Source organism: Natrinema sp. CRL1 (assembly GCF_059162405.1).
The window spans coordinates 295973-312636 of record NZ_JBLVOY010000003.1; the positions used below are offsets into that span (position 1 = coordinate 295973).

The following is a 16664-nucleotide window of genomic DNA, read 5'->3' on the forward strand; positions in this document are numbered from 1 at the left end:
CCCGGGAGCGGTCACGTGCCCGTGACCGCGTAGCGACCTTACTGGAAGGTCCGTCCGAGCTGTTCGTCCTGTCCGGGCTCGGCCTGCTGGAACTCCTCTTCGAGGTCCTCGTACTGCTCGCGGGTCTCGGGGGTGACGCTCGGGTTGACTTCCTCGAGCGCCGTCTCGAAGTGTTCGCGGCTGATGCGGACGTTGCCGATGGTGTCGTCCATGTCCTCGGGCTCGACCGAGTTGATGAACTCGCGGCTGGCGGCCATCGACGCCTCGCGGCAGACCGCTTCGATGTCGGCACCGACGTAGCCGTCCGTCCGACTGGCAAGCCATTCGAGGTCGACGGATTCGGCCAGGGGCTTGTTGCGGGTGTGGACGTCGAAGATCGCCTTGCGGGCGTCCTCGTCGGGGACCGGCACGTGGACGTGGCGGTCGAGCCGTCCGGGACGGAGCAGGGCGCTGTCGATCAGGTCCGGTCGGTTGGTCGTGGCGATCACGACGACGTCCTCGAGTTCCTCGAGCCCGTCGAGCTCAGTGAGCAGTTGGCTGACGACGCGTTCGCCGACGCCGGAGTCACCCTGACGCTGGCCGCGTTCGCCCGCGATCGAGTCGATCTCGTCGAAGAAGATCACGGTCGGTGCGTTCGACCGCGCCTTCTCGAAGACCTCGCGGACGCCCTTCTCGGACTCGCCGACGTACTTGTTCAGCAGTTCGGGGCCCTTGATCGAGATGAAGTTCGATTGGGCCTCGTTGGCGACGGCCTTGGCGAGCAGGGTCTTCCCCGTGCCCGGCGGACCGTACATGAGGACGCCCTTGGCGGCCTGCATGTCCATCTGCTCGAACACCTCGGGGTAGTCGAGCGGCCACTGGATCGTCTCGCGGAGCTGCTCTTTGGTCTCGCCGAGTCCGCCGACGTCGTTCCACGTGACGTCGGGGACTTCGACGAAGACCTCGCGCATCGCCGAGGGCTGGATGCCCTTGAGCGCCTCCTTGAAGTCCCGTTCGGAGACTTCCAGCGAGTCGAGAACGTCGGCGTCGATCTCCTCGGACTCGAGGTCGAGCTCGGGGCGGATGCGCCGGAGCGCGTTCATCGCGCTCTCGCGTGCGAGCGACTCGAGGTCGGCACCGACGAACCCGTGGGTGTTGGAGGCGTAGTGATCGAGGTCGATCGATTCGTTGAGCGGCATCCCGCGGGTGTGGACCTGCAGGATCTCCGTGCGGCCCTCCTTGTCGGGGACGCCAATCTCGATCTCGCGGTCGAAGCGTCCGCCGCGCCGGAGCGCAGGGTCGATGGCATCGACGCGGTTGGTCGCGGCGATGACCGTGACCCGGCCCCGTTCCTCGAGGCCGTCCATCAGCGAGAGCAGTTGGGCGACGACGCGTCGTTCGACGTCACCGCCGGCTTCCTCGCGCTTTGCCGCGATGGAGTCGAGCTCGTCGATGAAGATGATCGAGGGGGCGTTCTCCTCGGCTTCCTCGAAGACCTCGCGGAGCTGCTCTTCGGACTCACCGTAGTACTTCGACATGATCTCCGGGCCGGAGATCGTCTCGAAGTGGGCGTCGATCTCGTTGGCGACGGCTTTCGCCATCAGCGTCTTGCCGGTGCCCGGCGGGCCGTGCAGGAGCACGCCCTTCGGCGGCTCGATGCCCAGCTGCTGGAACAGCTCGGGGTGGCGCATCGGCAGCTCGATCATCTCGCGGACCTGATCGAGTTCGTCGTCCAGGCCGCCGATGTCCTCGTAGGCGACGTTCGGGACGCCTTCGGCGGACGCGCCGCTGCCGGATTGGACCTGTTCGGCGGGGGTCTCGGAGATCTCGATGCTCGTCGAGTCCGTGATGACGACGGTGCCCGACGGCGAGGTGCTCGCGATTTTCAGCGGCACCGACTGACCGGAACTGGCCATGGGACCGAACGAGAGCGAGAACGGTACCGTCTGGCCCTCGGTGACGGCCTGTCCGGACAGCTTGTCGCGGACGAGCGGGCCGATGTCCCCGCGGATGCGGAGGTTCTGGGGCAGCGCGACGGTGACCGACGTGGCGGGTTTGACGTCGGCGGGTTCGATCGTGACGTTGTCGTCGATCCCGACATCGGCCTCCTGGCGCAGACGGCCGTCGATGCGGACGATGCCGCGTCCTTCGTCTTCGGGGTAGCCGGGCCAGACGCGAGCGACGGCCTGACTGTCACCCTTCCCCTTGATGACGATGTAATCGCCGTTCTCGAGGTCGAGTTCGTTCATGGAGACGCGGTCGATCGCGGCGAGTCCGCGGCCGGCGTCTTTCTGTTTCAGTGGTTTGACGGTGAGCTTCATAGTTCCTCCTCCAGTTCGACAGTGAGAACGCCGTTTTTCATAAACGTGTGCGCGTTCGCGGCGGTCTCGGGGAGTTCGATTTCGTACTGATCGTCCGCGAGGACGACGATAACGGTTCCATCGACGATGTCAACCGAGGCATCAGCCTCCTCGGTTCCGAAGTCGACGGCCATCACCGTGCCGTCCTCGTAGTCGTATCGACGGGCCACTTGCCCCTCTTCGCGGGTGAATTGTTCGAGAGTCATGCTGTAACTAACCCAAGGTAAGCACTGTTAGTATATAAATCTTTCGCCGGCTAATCGCAGGAAGGCGATACGGTCCATCTGTAGTCCTTTGTTCGTAGTTCACAGCGATAATACCCGCGCTGGTCAGTCAAGCAGTAGTTACTATTCGGTCCGCCAGGAGCATAGCCCCGTTGCTGGCGTACTCCAGTGGTAACGAATCGAGTCTTTATGCCCGCCCCGCTCGTGTCCATTCGTATGGAAACGGTATCACACCACGGACGGGAGACGGCCTACGACGTCGTCGACCGCGGCGGCGACGGCCCGCCGATCTGTTGTGTCCACGGCAGCGGCGGTTCACGCGACGTCTGGACCGGCCAACACCCGCTCGCGGACCACCACCCGATCGTCTCGGTCGACCTCAGCGGCCACGGGGAGTCGGACGACATCGATGCGAGCGCCGGCTACACGGCGCTCTCGGCCTACGCCGACGACGTCCTGGCCGTCGCAGAAACGACCGATGCCGATATCCTCGTCGGAAACTCGCTCGGCGGTGCCGTCGTCTTACAGATCCTGCTCGAGCGCGAGTTTTCCCCCGAGGCGGCCGTCTTGACGGGAACCGGTGCCAGACTCGGCGTTCTCGAGGACCTGCTGTCGTGGCTCGAGTCGGACTTCGAGCGGGCGGTCGAGTTCCTCCACGGGCCGGATCGGCTCTTTCACGATCCCGATTCCGAGATCCGAGAGCGCTCGATGGAGCGGATGCACGACTGCGGACAGGCGGTGACGCGGCGGGATTTCCTTACCTGCCACGGGTTCGACGTCCGCGACCGCGTCGGCGAGATCGAGGTCCCCGTCCTCGCGGTCTACGGGGAGTACGATCAGCTGACGCCGCCGTGGTTCCACGAGTATCTAGCCGACGAGATCGACGGGGCCGGCCTCGCCGAGATCGAGGACGCGGCTCATCTGGCGATGGTCGAGCAAGCGACCGCGTTCAACGCAGCCATCGAGGATTTTCTGGCGACCGTCAGCGAGGATCGCAGCCGAGACTGGTACTGAGCGTCGGAGGACAGCCCGAGACGCCGCCTCTTTGCGCCGCTCTCAATAGATGTTCTCGAGGTCGCGCTCCTCGTGGCTGTGTTCGTCGGCAGGGAACTCGCCGGACTCGACGGCCGATACGTACGCGCCGATCGCGGACTCCATCTCCCCGCGAACGTCGCCGAACTGCTTCGAGAACGAGGGCGTCCACTCGCTGAGCCCGATCGCGTCGTCGACGACGAGCACCTGTCCGTCGCAGTCGGGGCCGGCACCGATCCCGATCGTCGGGATGTCCAGTGCCGCCGTCACGTCGGCCGCGAGGTTCGACGGCACGTGCTCTACGACGAGCGCAAACGCGCCCGCGTCCTCGTGGGCTTCGGCTAACTCGAGGATCCGTTCGGCGGCCTCCTGATCGGTCCCCTGTCGCGGGTAGCCGCCGTACTGATTGACGTGCTGGGGGGTCAGGCCAAGGTGGGCCATCACCGGGATGCCGAGTTGGACCAACGTTTCCGTGAGGTCGACAGTGTGAGGGCCACACTCGAGTTTGACCGCGTGGGCGTCCTCCTCTTTGAGCATCCGCCCGGCGTTCTCGATGCTCGCGCTCTCGTCGACACCGACGGAGAGAAACGGCATGTCGGCGACGACGAGGGCGTCGTCGGTCGCACGGGCGACCGCGCCGGTGTGGCGAGCCATGTCGTCGACGGTCACCGGGAGCGTGTCCTCGTAGCCCAGACTGGTGTTCCCGAGGCTGTCTCCGACGAGGATGATGTCGACGCCGGCCTCGTCGACGATCGACGCCGTGGGCGCGTCGTAGGCCGTCAGCATCGTGATCGGTTCCTCGCCCGCCTTCGCTCTGAGATCCCGCACGCTAGGCATACCCACAGGTCGGTCCCCCGTGATTAAACGTCGTTGTTCTCCGGCAATCGATCGACCGCGAGCGCCGTGTCACTCCTCGGCGCGCCGATCCGAAGCGACCCGGCGCGCTTAAGAGGGACCGGTCGCCATACTCACGCGTGCCAGAACGCGTCGAGACGAGTTCGCCCGACGGCGTCGACTACGGCTGGGTCATGCAGACCACCTTCGTCGCGACGATCATCGTCGGCGCGCCGCTCGTCGCCGCGCTATCGACGACCGCGACCCTCCCCACGTGGGCCGACCGACTCGAGTTCGCGATCCGGGTCGGTGCCCCCGTCTGGTTAGTCACGTCGATCGCGGTGTTCGCTTACGCGAAACGAAAACAGACGTAGCCACTCGGCTACGCGAGCTCGGATTCGGACTCAGACACCGGACGGTCCCTCGCCGACGTACTCGAAGTCCACGCCCGCTCGTTTTGCCGTCCGCTGATCCCGTGCGGAGTCACCGATGAACAGCGCCCGCTCTGGTTCGACCCCGAGTTCGCTCACGGTCGCGAGCAACGGCTCCGGATCGGGCTTCCACGTTCCGACCGAATCCCGGCCGACGACGGCGTCGACCGCCGGCGTCAGCGCGTGTTCCTCGAGCGCGATCCGACAGGCCCGCTCGCAGTTCAGCGAGCAGACGCCCGCCGGCAGCGATCGCTCGAGTAACTCGTCGGCGTGGGCGAGTCGGTCGGCGGTCCGCGCACCGTCGTGTTCGTGGGCGGCAATCGCGGCCTCGACTTCGGCGGCCAGTCCGACGCCAGCCGCGGCCTCGAGCATGTCCCAGAGCCCGTCGCTCGGTGGGTCGACGGCCGCGCTGTCGTACACCTCGCGGACATCGACGGCGACGGCGTTCCAGTCGACGTCGAGATCGACGAGGGTCCCGTCCAGATCGTAGACGACGGCGTCGTAGTCGGTCACAGCCGGCTATACGGGCGGCAGGAGAATAGGAACTTCGGTCACGCCGAGTCCCGATACGATCTCGGATCGATCCCGTGTAACTCGAGGAGTTCGCGGAGCGAAACGCCGTCGACGAGTTCGACGGCAGCCGCATCGGCGGCGAACCGTTCGGCCGGCCCGGTAAACGACGCGGTCGTCACGAGTGTGGCGCGGTCGAAGTCGAGCTGGAGTTGGCCCGCGATCTGCTGGGTGTCCGGTCTCCCGACGGGGCCCGCCAAGAACCGCTTCACTTGAATCGCGACCCGCTCGTCGTCCGTCGCGGCGATTACGTCGATCCCACCGTCTCGAGATGCTGAGGTCACTTCCGTCCGATATCCCATGGCGTCCCAGAGGTCCGCGACGAGCGTTTCGAACGCCGTCGGCGACACGTCCTCGAACGCCGCGTCTGTCCACGAGTCGGCCGGGTCCGTCTCCGTCGACTGACCCTCGAGGCGATCGATCGCCCACGCCGCCGCCTCGCGGACGTACTGCGAGTCGTCGTGTAGTCGGGCCTCGAGCGCGGATCGTGCGTCGACCGCGGTGAGATACCCCAGTGCGAGACACGCTGTCCCCCGAATCCGCGGGTTCGGATCGTCGAGCGACGCCCGGAACGCGTGGGCCGCCCCCGCGACCGCTCGCGGCTGCCGCGCGGCGAGGTGATAGAGCGTTCGGAGCGCGAGACCGCGCTTGAGTTCGGAGCCCTCGGCGACCAGCGCGAGCAGTTCGTCGACGTACGCTTTGAAGGCCGCGGGCGGCTCCTCGGCGACCGCGCTGAACGTCTCGAGCATCCCGTCCTCGAACCCGTCGGTCGTGCGTAACTCCGCGAAAAACGCCTCGGGATCGGCCACGAACAGCGCCGGCTCGTCGTGGAGCCACGCGTAGATCTCTGCTGTAAGCTGTTTCTCGAGCGCTGAATCGTCTACTTCGTCTGCGAGACGGTCGAGTTCCTCGAGCCGTGCTCTGGTCCGCGCTTCGTCCTCGAGACCGTCGAGGATCGTTTCGGCCCGTCGATCGGCGTCCATCGCGTCGTGGTTGTCACTCGCGACGAATGAATCTCCCGACTGTCCGCTCGGTGGTCGCGCCCCGCCGAACCGACACGGTCACTCGAGCAGTTCCCGCGCGATCACCGTCTTCTGGATCTCCGTCGTCCCCTCGTAGATCTCGGTAATCTTGGCGTCGCGGTAGAGCCGCTCGACCTCACTCTCAGTGACGTAGCCGTAGCCCCCGTGGATCTGTACCGCCTCGTTCGTCACGAACATCGCCGCCTCGCTTGCGAAGTACTTCGCCATGCTCGCCTCGAGCGCAGCGTCCCCGGCCGCCCGCTTTTGAGCTGCGTTGCGGGTCAGTAGCCGCGCGGCACGGGTTCGGGTCGCCATCTCCGCGAGTTTGTGCCGGATCGTCTGGATATCCGCGATCGGGCCGCCGAACTGGTCGCGCTCCTGACTGTAGGCCATCGCTTCCTCGAGCGCGCGGCGTGCGAGCCCGACGGATTGGGCGGCGATGGCGATCCGGCCGCCGGTGAGGATGTGGAATGCAGCCGAGAGCCCCTTTCCTTCCTCGGTGAGTCGGTTTTCGGCCGGAATCCGAACGCCGTCGAAGGTCAGGCTCGTGGTGTCGCTCGCGCGTAGGCCGAGTTTGTCCTCTTTCTCGCCGACAGTCAGCCCGTCGGCGTCGCCGGGGACCAGAAACTGCGTGACAGAGTCCGGATCGTCCCGGTCGGTCTTCGCGAAGAGGACGTAGACGCCCGCTCGCTGCCCGTTCGTGATCCACTGCTTCTCGCCGTCGATGACGTACTCGTCGCCCTCTCGAGTAGCCTCAGTCGACATCTCTGCGGGGTTCGATCCCGCGTGGGGTTCCGAGAGCGCGAAGGCACCGACCGGCCGCCCCGCAGCCATTTCGGGGAGCCAGCGCTCGCGTTGGGCCTCGCTTCCGAACTCCGCGATACAGGAGGTCGCAAGCGAGTGGACCGACAGCGCCGTCGCCACGGCCAACATCCCGGAGGCGACTTCCTCGTTGACCACGGCGGCCGTCACCGGGTCCGCGTCGTAGCCGCCGTACTCCTCGGGCACCGTCAACCCGGTCAGATCGAGGTCGGCGAGCCCGTCCCAGACCTCCTCCGGGAACCGCTGGTCCCTGTCGGCCTCGAGCGCGGTCGGCTCGATCTCCTCGCGCGCGAACTCCCGGACGACATCACGGACCGCCGCCTGTTCCGCGGTGAGTTCCATGGCGGCCATTCGACGGCCGTGGCAAAAACCTCCGTGTCGAATTCGGTCACAGTATCGCTCTCGGACTCGACTCGGACGCGGGCTGAACTCAGACTCCCTCGAGCTCGAGCGCCTGAAGTTCTTCGCGCAGTTCCGCCGCGCCCTCGTCGTCTTTGAGCCGGAGCGGGCTCCGCAGCGGGCCGGCGTCGAAGCCCCGTATGCGGAGCGCGGTCTTGACGCCGGACATGTACGCGCCGCCGGCCTTGAATGCGTCTCTCACCTGGAAAATCTTGCTCTGCAGTTTTCGCGCGCGGTCCTCGTCGCCCGCGTCGTAGGCGTCATAACAGTCGACGACGAGTTCCGGGAACGCGTTCGCGACGGCGCTGACCGCGCCCGAACAGCCAACCTCGAGCCCGGTGAAGATCAGCGAGTCAGAACCGGCGAGGAAGGTCAGGTCTGGGTGGGAATCGATCCCCTGTGCGAGCCACGGCACGTTCTTGCTCGAGTCCTTGACGCCGGCGACGGCGTCGATTTCGGTGAGTTCGGCGAGGGTGTCCAGCGAGAGTTCGTTCCCGGTCTTGCTCGGGATGTGATAGATGTAGACCGGCAGGGAGACGGCCTCGGCGACCCGGCGGTAGTGCTCGAGGGCTCCCTCGCGGTCCAGCGGGTAGTAGTAGGGCGTGACGACGACGATGCCGTCCGCGCCGACGGACTCGGCGTGTTCGGCGTGGCCGACGGTCTGGTGGGTACTCGGTGCGCCGACGCCGGCAATGACCGGTACCTCACCGCCGACTTCGTCGACGACGGCGTCGACGACCCGGTCGCGTTCCTCGCCTGACAGCAGCGGGAACTCGCCGTTGGTTCCCAGCGGAAAGACGCCGTGAGCCCCCCGGTCGACGACGAACCGAGCGTGTGCGGCGGTCGTTTCGTAATCGACGGACTCGTCCTCATGAAACGCGGTGACAGTCGGCGGGACGATACCGTGAAGCGACAACGGATCGGCAACACCGGGGTCGTGATTCGCCATGAACGCCCCTCCGCCCGGCACGGTCAAAAAACGCCCGTCGTCGGCCCGCCTCGGGTGACTCAATCGGGGGTCGCCATCTCGCCCGCCGGCTCGTCTAACTGTTCGCCCGCGAGCACGCGGTTCGCCCGGCGGAGTCGCTCCGAGAGGGCCTGATGAGAGATATCGAGTTCGTTCGCGAGTTCCTCGAGCGAGATCTCGCGGGGCACGTCGTAGTAGCCCTGCCGGTAGGCCTCAGCGATGGCCTCCTGCTGGGGGTCGGTCAGCGCCGCCGTCGTCTCGAGGCCCTCGTCTTGTCCGGCCTCGACCATGCGCTTGACATCGATCCGGACGCCGCGCTCTTCGATGGCCGAGACGGCACTCGAGAGTTCCTCGCGGTGGGGAAAGAGCAGGCGAAGCGTCCACTGGCCGTCCGAGATGTGGGCGTCGAGGACCGTCCCGCCGTGTCGGTAGACACAGCAACAGACCGACCCGACTTCCTCGGTGTACTCGAGCCGGTAGAACAGTTCGCCGTCCTCGGTGTTCTCGAGCAACTGGCGGTGCTCGGCGACGGTCGGATCGTCCGCGAGAACGGGTTCGAGATCGTCCCGGTCGACGTTCGAGAACCAGACGAGCGGGACCGTTCGGGACGGCCCCTCCGCGACGACGCTTTCGACGCGGACCTCGAGGGCCGGTAGTTGCTGGAAGGTCTCTGCGAGTGCGAACTCGGCCGTCGAAAGCGAAAGTTCTGCGATCGTCGTCATTGGGGTCACCTCGTAGCGCTGGCTCGAGTCCGACGGGCAAACGACGCCGCTGTGGGTGCGGGGACTCGAGTCATCTCGTCAGTGTCGCCGATCCGCTCGGTCTCGTCACGAACGGGCCGCCAGGGGCCGTGAGGCTGTCGCTGCCGACCCCGTTCGCTCGGATCGTGCTGATAGAAGGGAGGATTCCGAGACGGTTGATGAGCGGGCCTTTGTGTTCCGGCCGTTTAAGAGAGCACGTCACCCGTCGCGACGGTCAGAATCCCGTGACAGAAGCCGATTTCGGCGAAGTCATTCGGCGGGTGGGCTCACCCGAGTCGGGCGAGTCGATTCAACGCGTAGACCGTCCGGAGCACGTCCCCGCTTTTCCCGCGATCGAAGACGAGTTCGTCCGTCTCGAGGACGTGCTCTAAGGTGTCTTGGGAGGCGTGTTCCGGGGCCGCTGCGATCCCGGCATCGGTCTCGGCGACCCACTCCATGACCCGCAGATCGCTCTTGGAGTCGCCCATCACGAGCGCGAAGGGATCGTCGACGCCCAGCACGTCCAGTGCTCGCTCGACGCCGACCACCTTGTTCAGTTCGAGGCTGCCGATCTCGGCCGCGTCGGCCTCGTAGTAGGCCACGTCGATCCGCTCGAGAAGCGCCGCGAGCTCCTCGGGTACCGCGTCGACCTCGATGTCGGGATACGCGCCTTCCCCCTCGAGAACGGCCCTGATCTCCGGGTCCTGTGCGGCGTAGAACGCGCGGGTCCAGTCGACGACCGCCTCGTCGGCTAGTTCCGTGCTGTCGTTGCTGCCGTCGAGTGCGGTCCCGACAGCGTCCGCGAGCAGGTCGATGAGATAGACCAGCGCCTCGTCGATGACCGCGCGAGCGTCCGTGGAGCCGGTCTCGTAGTTGGGTTTCATCGTGACGTTGAACTCGTTGCCCTGCAGGTGACAGCCCCGGCGGAGTTCCTCGGGCGCTTCGGGGAGCACGCGCGAGCGCACGTCGTCGAAGACGGTTCGGATCGACTCCTCTAAGTCCTCGTAAAGCAGTTGCTTCGTCTCCGCGCCGTGGCCCGGTGTGAACACGCCGGTTCCCGCCTCGTAGACGATCGAGAGGTCCCCCGAGTGAACGATCTCGCTGCCAAGCCCCTGAATCGCAAAGCCCTTGACGTTCTCCAAGGTCTGGCCCGTACAGATGACGATCGGAACGCCGGCATCGTAGAACTCGGTCAGGAGGTGCAGCGTCTCCCGGGGAATCTCGTTGTCGGTTCCGCCGGCCGAGCGCAGCGTCTCGTCGACGTCGAGGACGAGCACGTTCACCGCGCGGCCGTACTTTGCCTCGAGGTCGAGTGCGGTAAAGGCCTGATCTCGGGTCGCCCGCGCGGCGACCTCGGCGAACGTTTCGCCGGCCGCAAACGCCGAGCGGATCTCGTCCTTGCGGTCCTCGAGTTCCTCGGTCGCACCTTGCCAGTGCTCCAGGGCGACCCGCGAGTCGACGGCCGGGAAGATGTCGACGAACTCCTGGTACTCCCGTAGCGTCTTCGTGTCGTACTCGTCGTAGAGCTGGTAGACGAGATCGTATCGTTCCATGTGACCTACAGGCAGGGGCAGTCGGATAATCGTTTTCAGTATCGGTCGCCCGACGACCGCCGACGCACGCGGAACTGTCGAACCACCGGTCCGACTCCACAGCGATTTACTCGAGTAGGAATAAATATTTAACATCACGGTTCCTACCGGGTTCGTATGAAAGCCATCGCAGTCGCGCCCGGAGCGGGTGTCCCCGAAGTCGTCGAGCGGCCCGTTCCCGAGCCGGCTTCCGGCGAGGCGCTCGTGCGGATCTGTCGCGTGGGCGTCGACGGAACCGATTACGAGGTTATCGAGGGCTCTCACGGCGGGCTCCCGGATGGCGACGACCGGTTGATTCTCGGCCACGAGGCCGTCGGCGTCGTCGAGGACGCGAATGGAACCGCCCTCGAGGAGGGCCAGTACGTCGTGCCAACGGTTCGGCGGCCCCCCGCCGGCGTCGAGACCAACGCCTACTTCGAGCGCGGCGAACCCGACATGGCACCCGACGGCGAGTACGTCGAACGCGGCATCGTCGGGGCCCACGGGTTCATGGCGGAGTACGTTACGAGCCCGGCCGCCGACCTCGTGCCGATCGCCGACGAACTAGCACAGTGGGGGTTTCTGGTCGAGCCGATCAGCATCACCGAGAAGGCCCTCGAGCACGCTCGCGCGACGCGCTCGGCGTTCGACTGGCACCCCGAGTCCGCCCTCGTGCTCGGCACCGGCTCGCTGGGGCTGCTGACCGCCGCGATGTTCACCGAGACCCTCGGCTACGACCGGGTCTACTGTCTCGGGCGAAAGGATCGGGCGCATCCGACGGTCGACATCGTCGAACGACTCGGCGCGACGTACATCGACTCCCGCGAGACGCCGGTACCGGAGATCCCGGCCGCGTACGAACCGATGGACGTCGTCTACGAGGCGACCGGCTACGCGAAACACGCCTTCGAATCGATCGACGCGCTCGCGCCGAACGGCGTCGCGGCACTGCTCGGCGTCCCCGGCGACTGGGAGTTCGAGATCGACGGCGGCCGCCTCCATCGCGAACTCGTACTTCACAACAAGTCCCTCGTCGGCAGCGTCAATTCGAATCGCGGTCACTTCGAGGCAGCCATCGACACCCTCGCCGACCTCCCCAAGTGGGTGCTCGAGGGGATCGTCTCCGGCGTCTACGATCTCGAGTCGGTCGACCGGGCGTTCCCCGAAGCGACCGCGCGCGTTCCGGCGGGCGGCCGCAGGTCGGCAGGAACCGTGGATGACGATACGACTATAAAAACGGCGGTCGAATTCACGCGCATATGAAAAACGTTGACGACCTGATCGAGAGCGCGGCCGAGCTCGCGGCCCGGGGACTCTCGAAGGGCGAAATCGCAGACGAATTGAACGTCTCTCGAGAGACCGCAAGCTGGCTCGTCGAGCGCAGCAGCACGAGCCCACAGCCGGCCGATCAATCGACCCAGCGACCCGACAACGGCGGGAGCAGCCCGCAGGACATCCACGTCGACTGGTCCGCGGTCGGTCGGGACAGCAAACGGATGGGTGCCATCGCGGAGGCCATGGCCGACATGCTCGCCAAACACGGCGAGGACGTCGACCTAACGATCGGGATCGAGAAAGCCGGCGGCCCCATCGCCACCCTCGTCGCCCGCGAACTCGAGACCGACCTCGGAACCTACACTCCCGCGAAACACCAGTGGGAGGAAGGCGACATCGACGAACTCGGCGGCACCTTCTCGCGGAACTTCGCCGGCATTCGCGACCGCGAGTGCTACATCGTCGACGACACCGTCACTAGCGGGACCACCATGCGCGAGACCATCGAAGCGATCCGCGCCGAGGGCGGGAAACCGCTCGCCTGCGTCGTCCTCGCGGACAAGCAGGGCCTCGAGGAACTCGAGGGCGTCCCCGTCTACTCGCTGTTGCAGGTCATCAGCGTCGGCAAAGACGAGTAGCCCCGCGGCCGCCGCTCCCGATCACTCGTTCGGTTCACCGCTCGAGACCGTCTCGAGCGGCGGCGCTGGTCTGGTGCTGACTGCAAGTGACTCGAGTCCTCGCGCTAGCGATCCGATCCGACGACGCAAAAAAGACGAGTCCGAGACGGCGACCGTCTAGCCGTGAATGCCCATCGCTTCGATCTGTTCCTGATACCGGTTCCGGATCGTGACCTCGGTCACCTGTGCGACGTCGGCGACCTCTCGCTGGGTCTTCTTTTCGTTACAGAGCAGCGAGGCGGCGTAGATCGCGGCCGCGGCGTAGCCGGTGGGCGATTTGCCCGAGAGGAGCCCTTCCTCGGCCGTCTTCTCGATGATCTCGTTGGCCTTGGTCTGGACCTCTTCGGAGAGTTCGAGTTCGGAACAGAACCGAGGGACGTACTTTTTCGGGTCGACGGGTCGCATCTCGAGGCCGAGTTCCTGCGAGATGTATCGATACGTGCGACCGATCTCTTTGCGTTCGACGCGGGAGACTTCCGAGATTTCCTCGAGGCTTCGCGGAATCCCTTCCTTTCGACAGGCGGCGTACAGCGCCGAGGTCGCGACCCCCTCGATGGAGCGGCCGCGGATGAGGTCTTCCTTGAGCGCGCGGCGGTAGATGACCGACGCGACCTCGCGAACCGAGCGCGGAACACCGAGCGCGGAGGCCATTCGGTCGATTTCGCTGAGTGCGAACTGCAGGTTGCGTTCGCCGGCGTCTTTGGTACGGATGCGTTCCTGCCACTTGCGCAGCCGGTGCATCTGACTGCGCTTTTTCGAAGAAATCGAGCGTCCGTAGGCGTCCTTGTCCTTCCAGTCGATCGTCGTCGTCAGTCCCTTGTCGTGCATCGTCTGGGTCGTCGGCGCGCCGACGCGGGACTTCTCCTGTCGTTCCTGGTGGTTGAACGCCCGCCACTCCGGGCCAGGATCGATCTGTTCTTCCTCCACGACGAGCCCACAGTCTTCACAGATGAGCTCACCCCGGTCGGAGTCCTTAACGAGATTATCCGATTCACACTCGGGGCAGGCACGTACCCCCTCCTGATCCTCGGTCTCGTCCGTCTCGCGCGTTCGCTCCCGCTGGCGGGTGGACCGTGTCATCGCACTTTTATAGTAGTATCACCACGCTATATAAATATTTGGTAGCAGTTTTGCACCACCGACGGGTATCTGCCGAAAACAGCGAGTACAAGCGTTACAGGCCGTAGTTTACGATTCGGTACCGGAAAGCCTTTATACGGATATGGCCGATCACGGAGACGAATGCCGGTTATCGAGTGCGATGTCGAGGCGGCTCGCGAACGACTCGAGGCGGCGGACGTCACCGTCGACCCGGGAAACACAGACCACGAGCGCTGGCGGGCGAGTCGGGGCGGTGCGACCGCCGTCGCCTACGACGACAAGGTCGTCATTCAGGGCGCCGAGCCGCGGGAGATCGAGGCCCTGCTCCGCGAGGACGGCGGGCGCGCACACGTCTACTTCGACGGCGGCTCGCGGGGCAACCCCGGCCCGGCCGCGATCGGCTGGGTGATCGTCACCGGCGACGGGATCGTCGCCGAGGACGGCGAGACCATCGGGACGGCGACGAACAATCAGGCCGAGTACGAGGCGCTGATCGCGGGCCTCGAGGCCGCCCGCGACTACGGCTACGACGAGGTCCACGTCCGCGGCGACTCCGAACTCATCGTCAAGCAGGTCCGCGGCGAGTACGACACCAACAACCCCGAACTCCGCGAGAAGCGGGTCACTGCCCACGAAATTTTGCGCGCGTTCGACGAGTGGACGCTGGAGTACGTCCCACGAGAGGTCAACGACCGCGCGGACGGCCTCGTCAACGAAGCGTTGGATCAAGCCTAGGGTTGCCGGTTCGATGACCTCGGTGTGCTCGGTCCGAGTCGACGGGTCGATCGCGACCGGGTCTGGGCGCGAGACAAAACATACGGAGCCAGTATCGATTTAAGCGTTACCTGAGTATCCTATTCCCATTACGATGGGCCACGGACATGATCCGATCCGGGTTCTCCACGTCGACGACGACGCCGAGTTCTGCGAGTCGGTCGGACGGTTCCTCGAGCGCGAAGACGATCGGTTCGACGTCACGACCGAGCCAACCGTCGGCGAGGGGCTGGCCTCTTTCGCCGAGAGCGACATCGATTGTATCGTCTCTGCCTACGACATGCCCGATCGGGACGGCCTCGACTTTCTCGAGGCCGTCCGAAGCGACGATCCGGAGCTCCCCTTTATCCTCTACACGGGGAAGGGGTCCGAAGCGGTCGCCAGCGACGCCATCTCTGCCGGCGTCACGGATTACCTCCAGAAGGAACGCGGCACCGACCAGTACGCTATCCTCGCGAACCGAATCACAAACGTCGTCGAGGCCCGGCGCTACCAACGGCTGTTCACCGAGCGAACGCGCCGCCTCGAGACGCTGACCAGCAACCTTCCGGGGATGGTCTACCGGTGTCGAAACGTGCCCAACTGGCCCATGGAGACCGTCGAGGGCGAAGTCGAATCGCTTTCCGGGTACACCGCCGGCGAACTGGAACGCAACGAGGTGAAGTGGGGCGACTCGGTGGTCCATCCCGACGATCAGGCAGAGGTGTGGGAGGCGATCCAAGAATCGCTGTCAGCCGACGGCACCTTCGAAGTGACCTACCGGATCGTCACAGCCGACGGGACCACGAAGTGGGTCTGGGAGCGAGGGCGCGGCATCTACGACGATGACGACGACCTCGAGGCACTGGAGGGGTTCATCACGGACATCACCGAACAGAAGCGCCGCGAACGCGAGCTCCGGCGGGCCCGCGAGGAGTACGGAGCGCTGATCAACGGCATGAACGACACCGCGTGGGTCCTCGATATCGACAGCACGATCCTCGCAGTGAACGACGCCGCCGTCGAGACGATGGGCTACTCGCGCGAGGAACTCCATTCGATGACTCCCCACGATTTCGACGTCGGTCTCGACGCGGACGAACTCTCGGAACTCATCGAAACCATGCCGGCCGACGGGATACAGGTCTTCGAGACCGTCCACGAGACCAAAGACGGCGAGCGGATCCCCGTCGAAATCAGTTCCAGTCTGATCCCCTATCACGGCGACACGGTCGTCTTGAGCATCGCACGGGACATCTCCGATCGGAAAGAACGCGAGGAGCAACTGGAGCGCTTTGCCTCCATCGTCAGTCACGACCTTCGGAACCCGCTCAACGTCGCGCAGGGCTACCTCGAGTCGGCTCGCGAAGAACACGACAGCGAGCACCTCGAGCACGTCGCTCGCGCCCACGAACGGATGGCGGCGCTGGTCGACGATCTGCTAGCGCTCTCGCGTGCGGGCGCTCGGATTGGCGACGTGGAGTCGGTCGATCTCGAGGCGACCGTCAAACGCTGTTGGCGAAACGTCGCCACGGCGAACGCGACCGTCCGGACCGACGTCGATAGAACGGTTCGAGCCGATCCGAGCCGACTGGCACAGCTACTGGAGAACCTGTTCCGAAACGCGGTCGAACACGGCGGCGACGAGGTGTCGATCACCGTCGGGGAGCGGTCGGACGGGTTCTACGTCGCGGACGACGGGACGGGAATCGCCGAACAGGAGCGCGAAGAAGTGTTCCGCGACGGCTACTCGACGGCGGCCGAGGGAACCGGCTTCGGGCTCTCGATCGTCGAGCAGGTCGCCGACGCCCACGGCTGGTCGGTCACCGTCTCCGACAGCGCACACGGCGGTGCGCGGTTCGATATCGTCGGCCTCGAGTCGGTCGACGACTGACGCCAGAAAGGAA

General features: G+C 65.6%; 16 protein-coding genes. 6 read left to right on the forward strand and 10 right to left on the reverse strand.

Annotation, left to right across the window (positions count from 1 at the left end; genetic code table 11):
• Nucleotides 1-38: 38 nt before the first annotated feature.
• Nucleotides 39-2300 (reverse strand): CDC48 family AAA ATPase, encoded by a 2262-nt coding sequence (locus ACJYUO_RS12395; protein WP_494345670.1) that lies wholly within the window; start codon nt 2298-2300, stop codon nt 39-41.
• On the reverse strand, nt 2297-2545 hold the full coding sequence (locus ACJYUO_RS12400) for a DUF7127 family protein (protein ID WP_494345671.1): 249 nt from the start codon (nt 2543-2545) through the stop codon (nt 2297-2299). The genes ACJYUO_RS12395 and ACJYUO_RS12400 overlap by 4 nt, the downstream gene beginning before the upstream one ends.
• A gap of 234 nt (nt 2546-2779) precedes the next feature.
• Here ACJYUO_RS12400 and ACJYUO_RS12405 point away from each other — a divergent pair, with 234 nt between their 5' ends.
• The gene (locus tag ACJYUO_RS12405) at nt 2780-3577 is read left to right on the forward strand and encodes an alpha/beta fold hydrolase (protein ID WP_494345672.1); all 798 of its coding nucleotides are present in this window, start codon (nt 2780-2782) and stop codon (nt 3575-3577) included.
• Nucleotides 3578-3619: 42 nt separating this feature from the next.
• Here the strand turns inward: ACJYUO_RS12405 and panB are convergent, their stop codons facing one another.
• Nucleotides 3620-4432 (reverse strand): 3-methyl-2-oxobutanoate hydroxymethyltransferase, encoded by an 813-nt coding sequence (gene panB / locus ACJYUO_RS12410; RefSeq protein WP_494345673.1) that lies wholly within the window; start codon nt 4430-4432, stop codon nt 3620-3622.
• A gap of 137 nt (nt 4433-4569) precedes the next feature.
• Here panB and ACJYUO_RS12415 point away from each other — a divergent pair, with 137 nt between their 5' ends.
• Nucleotides 4570-4803, forward strand: coding sequence for a DUF5822 domain-containing protein (locus ACJYUO_RS12415; RefSeq protein WP_494345674.1), 234 nt, complete (start codon nt 4570-4572; stop codon nt 4801-4803).
• 30 nt (nt 4804-4833) lie between these two features.
• Here the strand turns inward: ACJYUO_RS12415 and ACJYUO_RS12420 are convergent, their stop codons facing one another.
• The 6 genes from ACJYUO_RS12420 to ACJYUO_RS12445 all read right to left on the reverse strand — a co-directional run bounded on the left by ACJYUO_RS12420 (nt 4834) and on the right by ACJYUO_RS12445 (nt 10933).
• The gene (locus ACJYUO_RS12420) at nt 4834-5373 is read right to left on the reverse strand and encodes an HAD family hydrolase (protein ID WP_494345675.1); all 540 of its coding nucleotides are present in this window, start codon (nt 5371-5373) and stop codon (nt 4834-4836) included.
• Nucleotides 5374-5411: 38 nt separating this feature from the next.
• A complete protein-coding gene (locus ACJYUO_RS12425) occupies nt 5412-6413 on the reverse strand; it encodes a restriction endonuclease (protein ID WP_494345676.1) in 1002 nt (333 codons plus the stop codon).
• A gap of 78 nt (nt 6414-6491) precedes the next feature.
• On the reverse strand, nt 6492-7616 hold the full coding sequence (locus ACJYUO_RS12430; RefSeq protein WP_494345677.1) for an acyl-CoA dehydrogenase family protein: 1125 nt from the start codon (nt 7614-7616) through the stop codon (nt 6492-6494).
• Between the two features lie 88 nt (nt 7617-7704).
• Nucleotides 7705-8622 (reverse strand): dihydrodipicolinate synthase family protein, encoded by a 918-nt coding sequence (locus ACJYUO_RS12435; RefSeq protein WP_494345678.1) that lies wholly within the window; start codon nt 8620-8622, stop codon nt 7705-7707.
• A gap of 59 nt (nt 8623-8681) precedes the next feature.
• The gene (locus tag ACJYUO_RS12440; protein WP_494345679.1) at nt 8682-9362 is read right to left on the reverse strand and encodes a helix-turn-helix domain-containing protein; all 681 of its coding nucleotides are present in this window, start codon (nt 9360-9362) and stop codon (nt 8682-8684) included.
• Between the two features lie 305 nt (nt 9363-9667).
• Nucleotides 9668-10933 (reverse strand): HAD family hydrolase, encoded by a 1266-nt coding sequence (locus tag ACJYUO_RS12445; RefSeq protein WP_494345680.1) that lies wholly within the window; start codon nt 10931-10933, stop codon nt 9668-9670.
• A 156-nt stretch (nt 10934-11089) separates the two neighbouring features.
• Here ACJYUO_RS12445 and ACJYUO_RS12450 point away from each other — a divergent pair, with 156 nt between their 5' ends.
• On the forward strand, nt 11090-12214 hold the full coding sequence (locus tag ACJYUO_RS12450; RefSeq protein ID WP_494345681.1) for a glucose 1-dehydrogenase: 1125 nt from the start codon (nt 11090-11092) through the stop codon (nt 12212-12214).
• Nucleotides 12211-12864, forward strand: a complete 654-nt coding sequence (gfcR, locus tag ACJYUO_RS12455) for a transcriptional regulator GfcR (protein ID WP_494345682.1) — start codon at nt 12211-12213, stop codon at nt 12862-12864. Before ACJYUO_RS12450 ends, gfcR begins: the two co-directional genes overlap by 4 nt.
• Nucleotides 12865-13020: 156 nt before the next feature.
• On the opposite strand, the gene ACJYUO_RS12460 is transcribed toward gfcR, so the two are convergent.
• The gene (locus ACJYUO_RS12460; protein ID WP_006184711.1) at nt 13021-13983 is read right to left on the reverse strand and encodes a transcription initiation factor IIB; all 963 of its coding nucleotides are present in this window, start codon (nt 13981-13983) and stop codon (nt 13021-13023) included.
• Between the two features lie 162 nt (nt 13984-14145).
• Between ACJYUO_RS12460 and rnhA the strand changes: the two genes are divergently transcribed.
• On the forward strand, nt 14146-14739 hold the full coding sequence (gene rnhA / locus ACJYUO_RS12465) for a ribonuclease HI (RefSeq protein WP_494345683.1): 594 nt from the start codon (nt 14146-14148) through the stop codon (nt 14737-14739).
• A 133-nt stretch (nt 14740-14872) separates the two neighbouring features.
• On the forward strand, nt 14873-16651 hold the full coding sequence (locus ACJYUO_RS12470; protein ID WP_494345684.1) for a PAS domain-containing sensor histidine kinase: 1779 nt from the start codon (nt 14873-14875) through the stop codon (nt 16649-16651).
• The last annotated feature ends 13 nt before the right edge of the window (nt 16652-16664 follow it).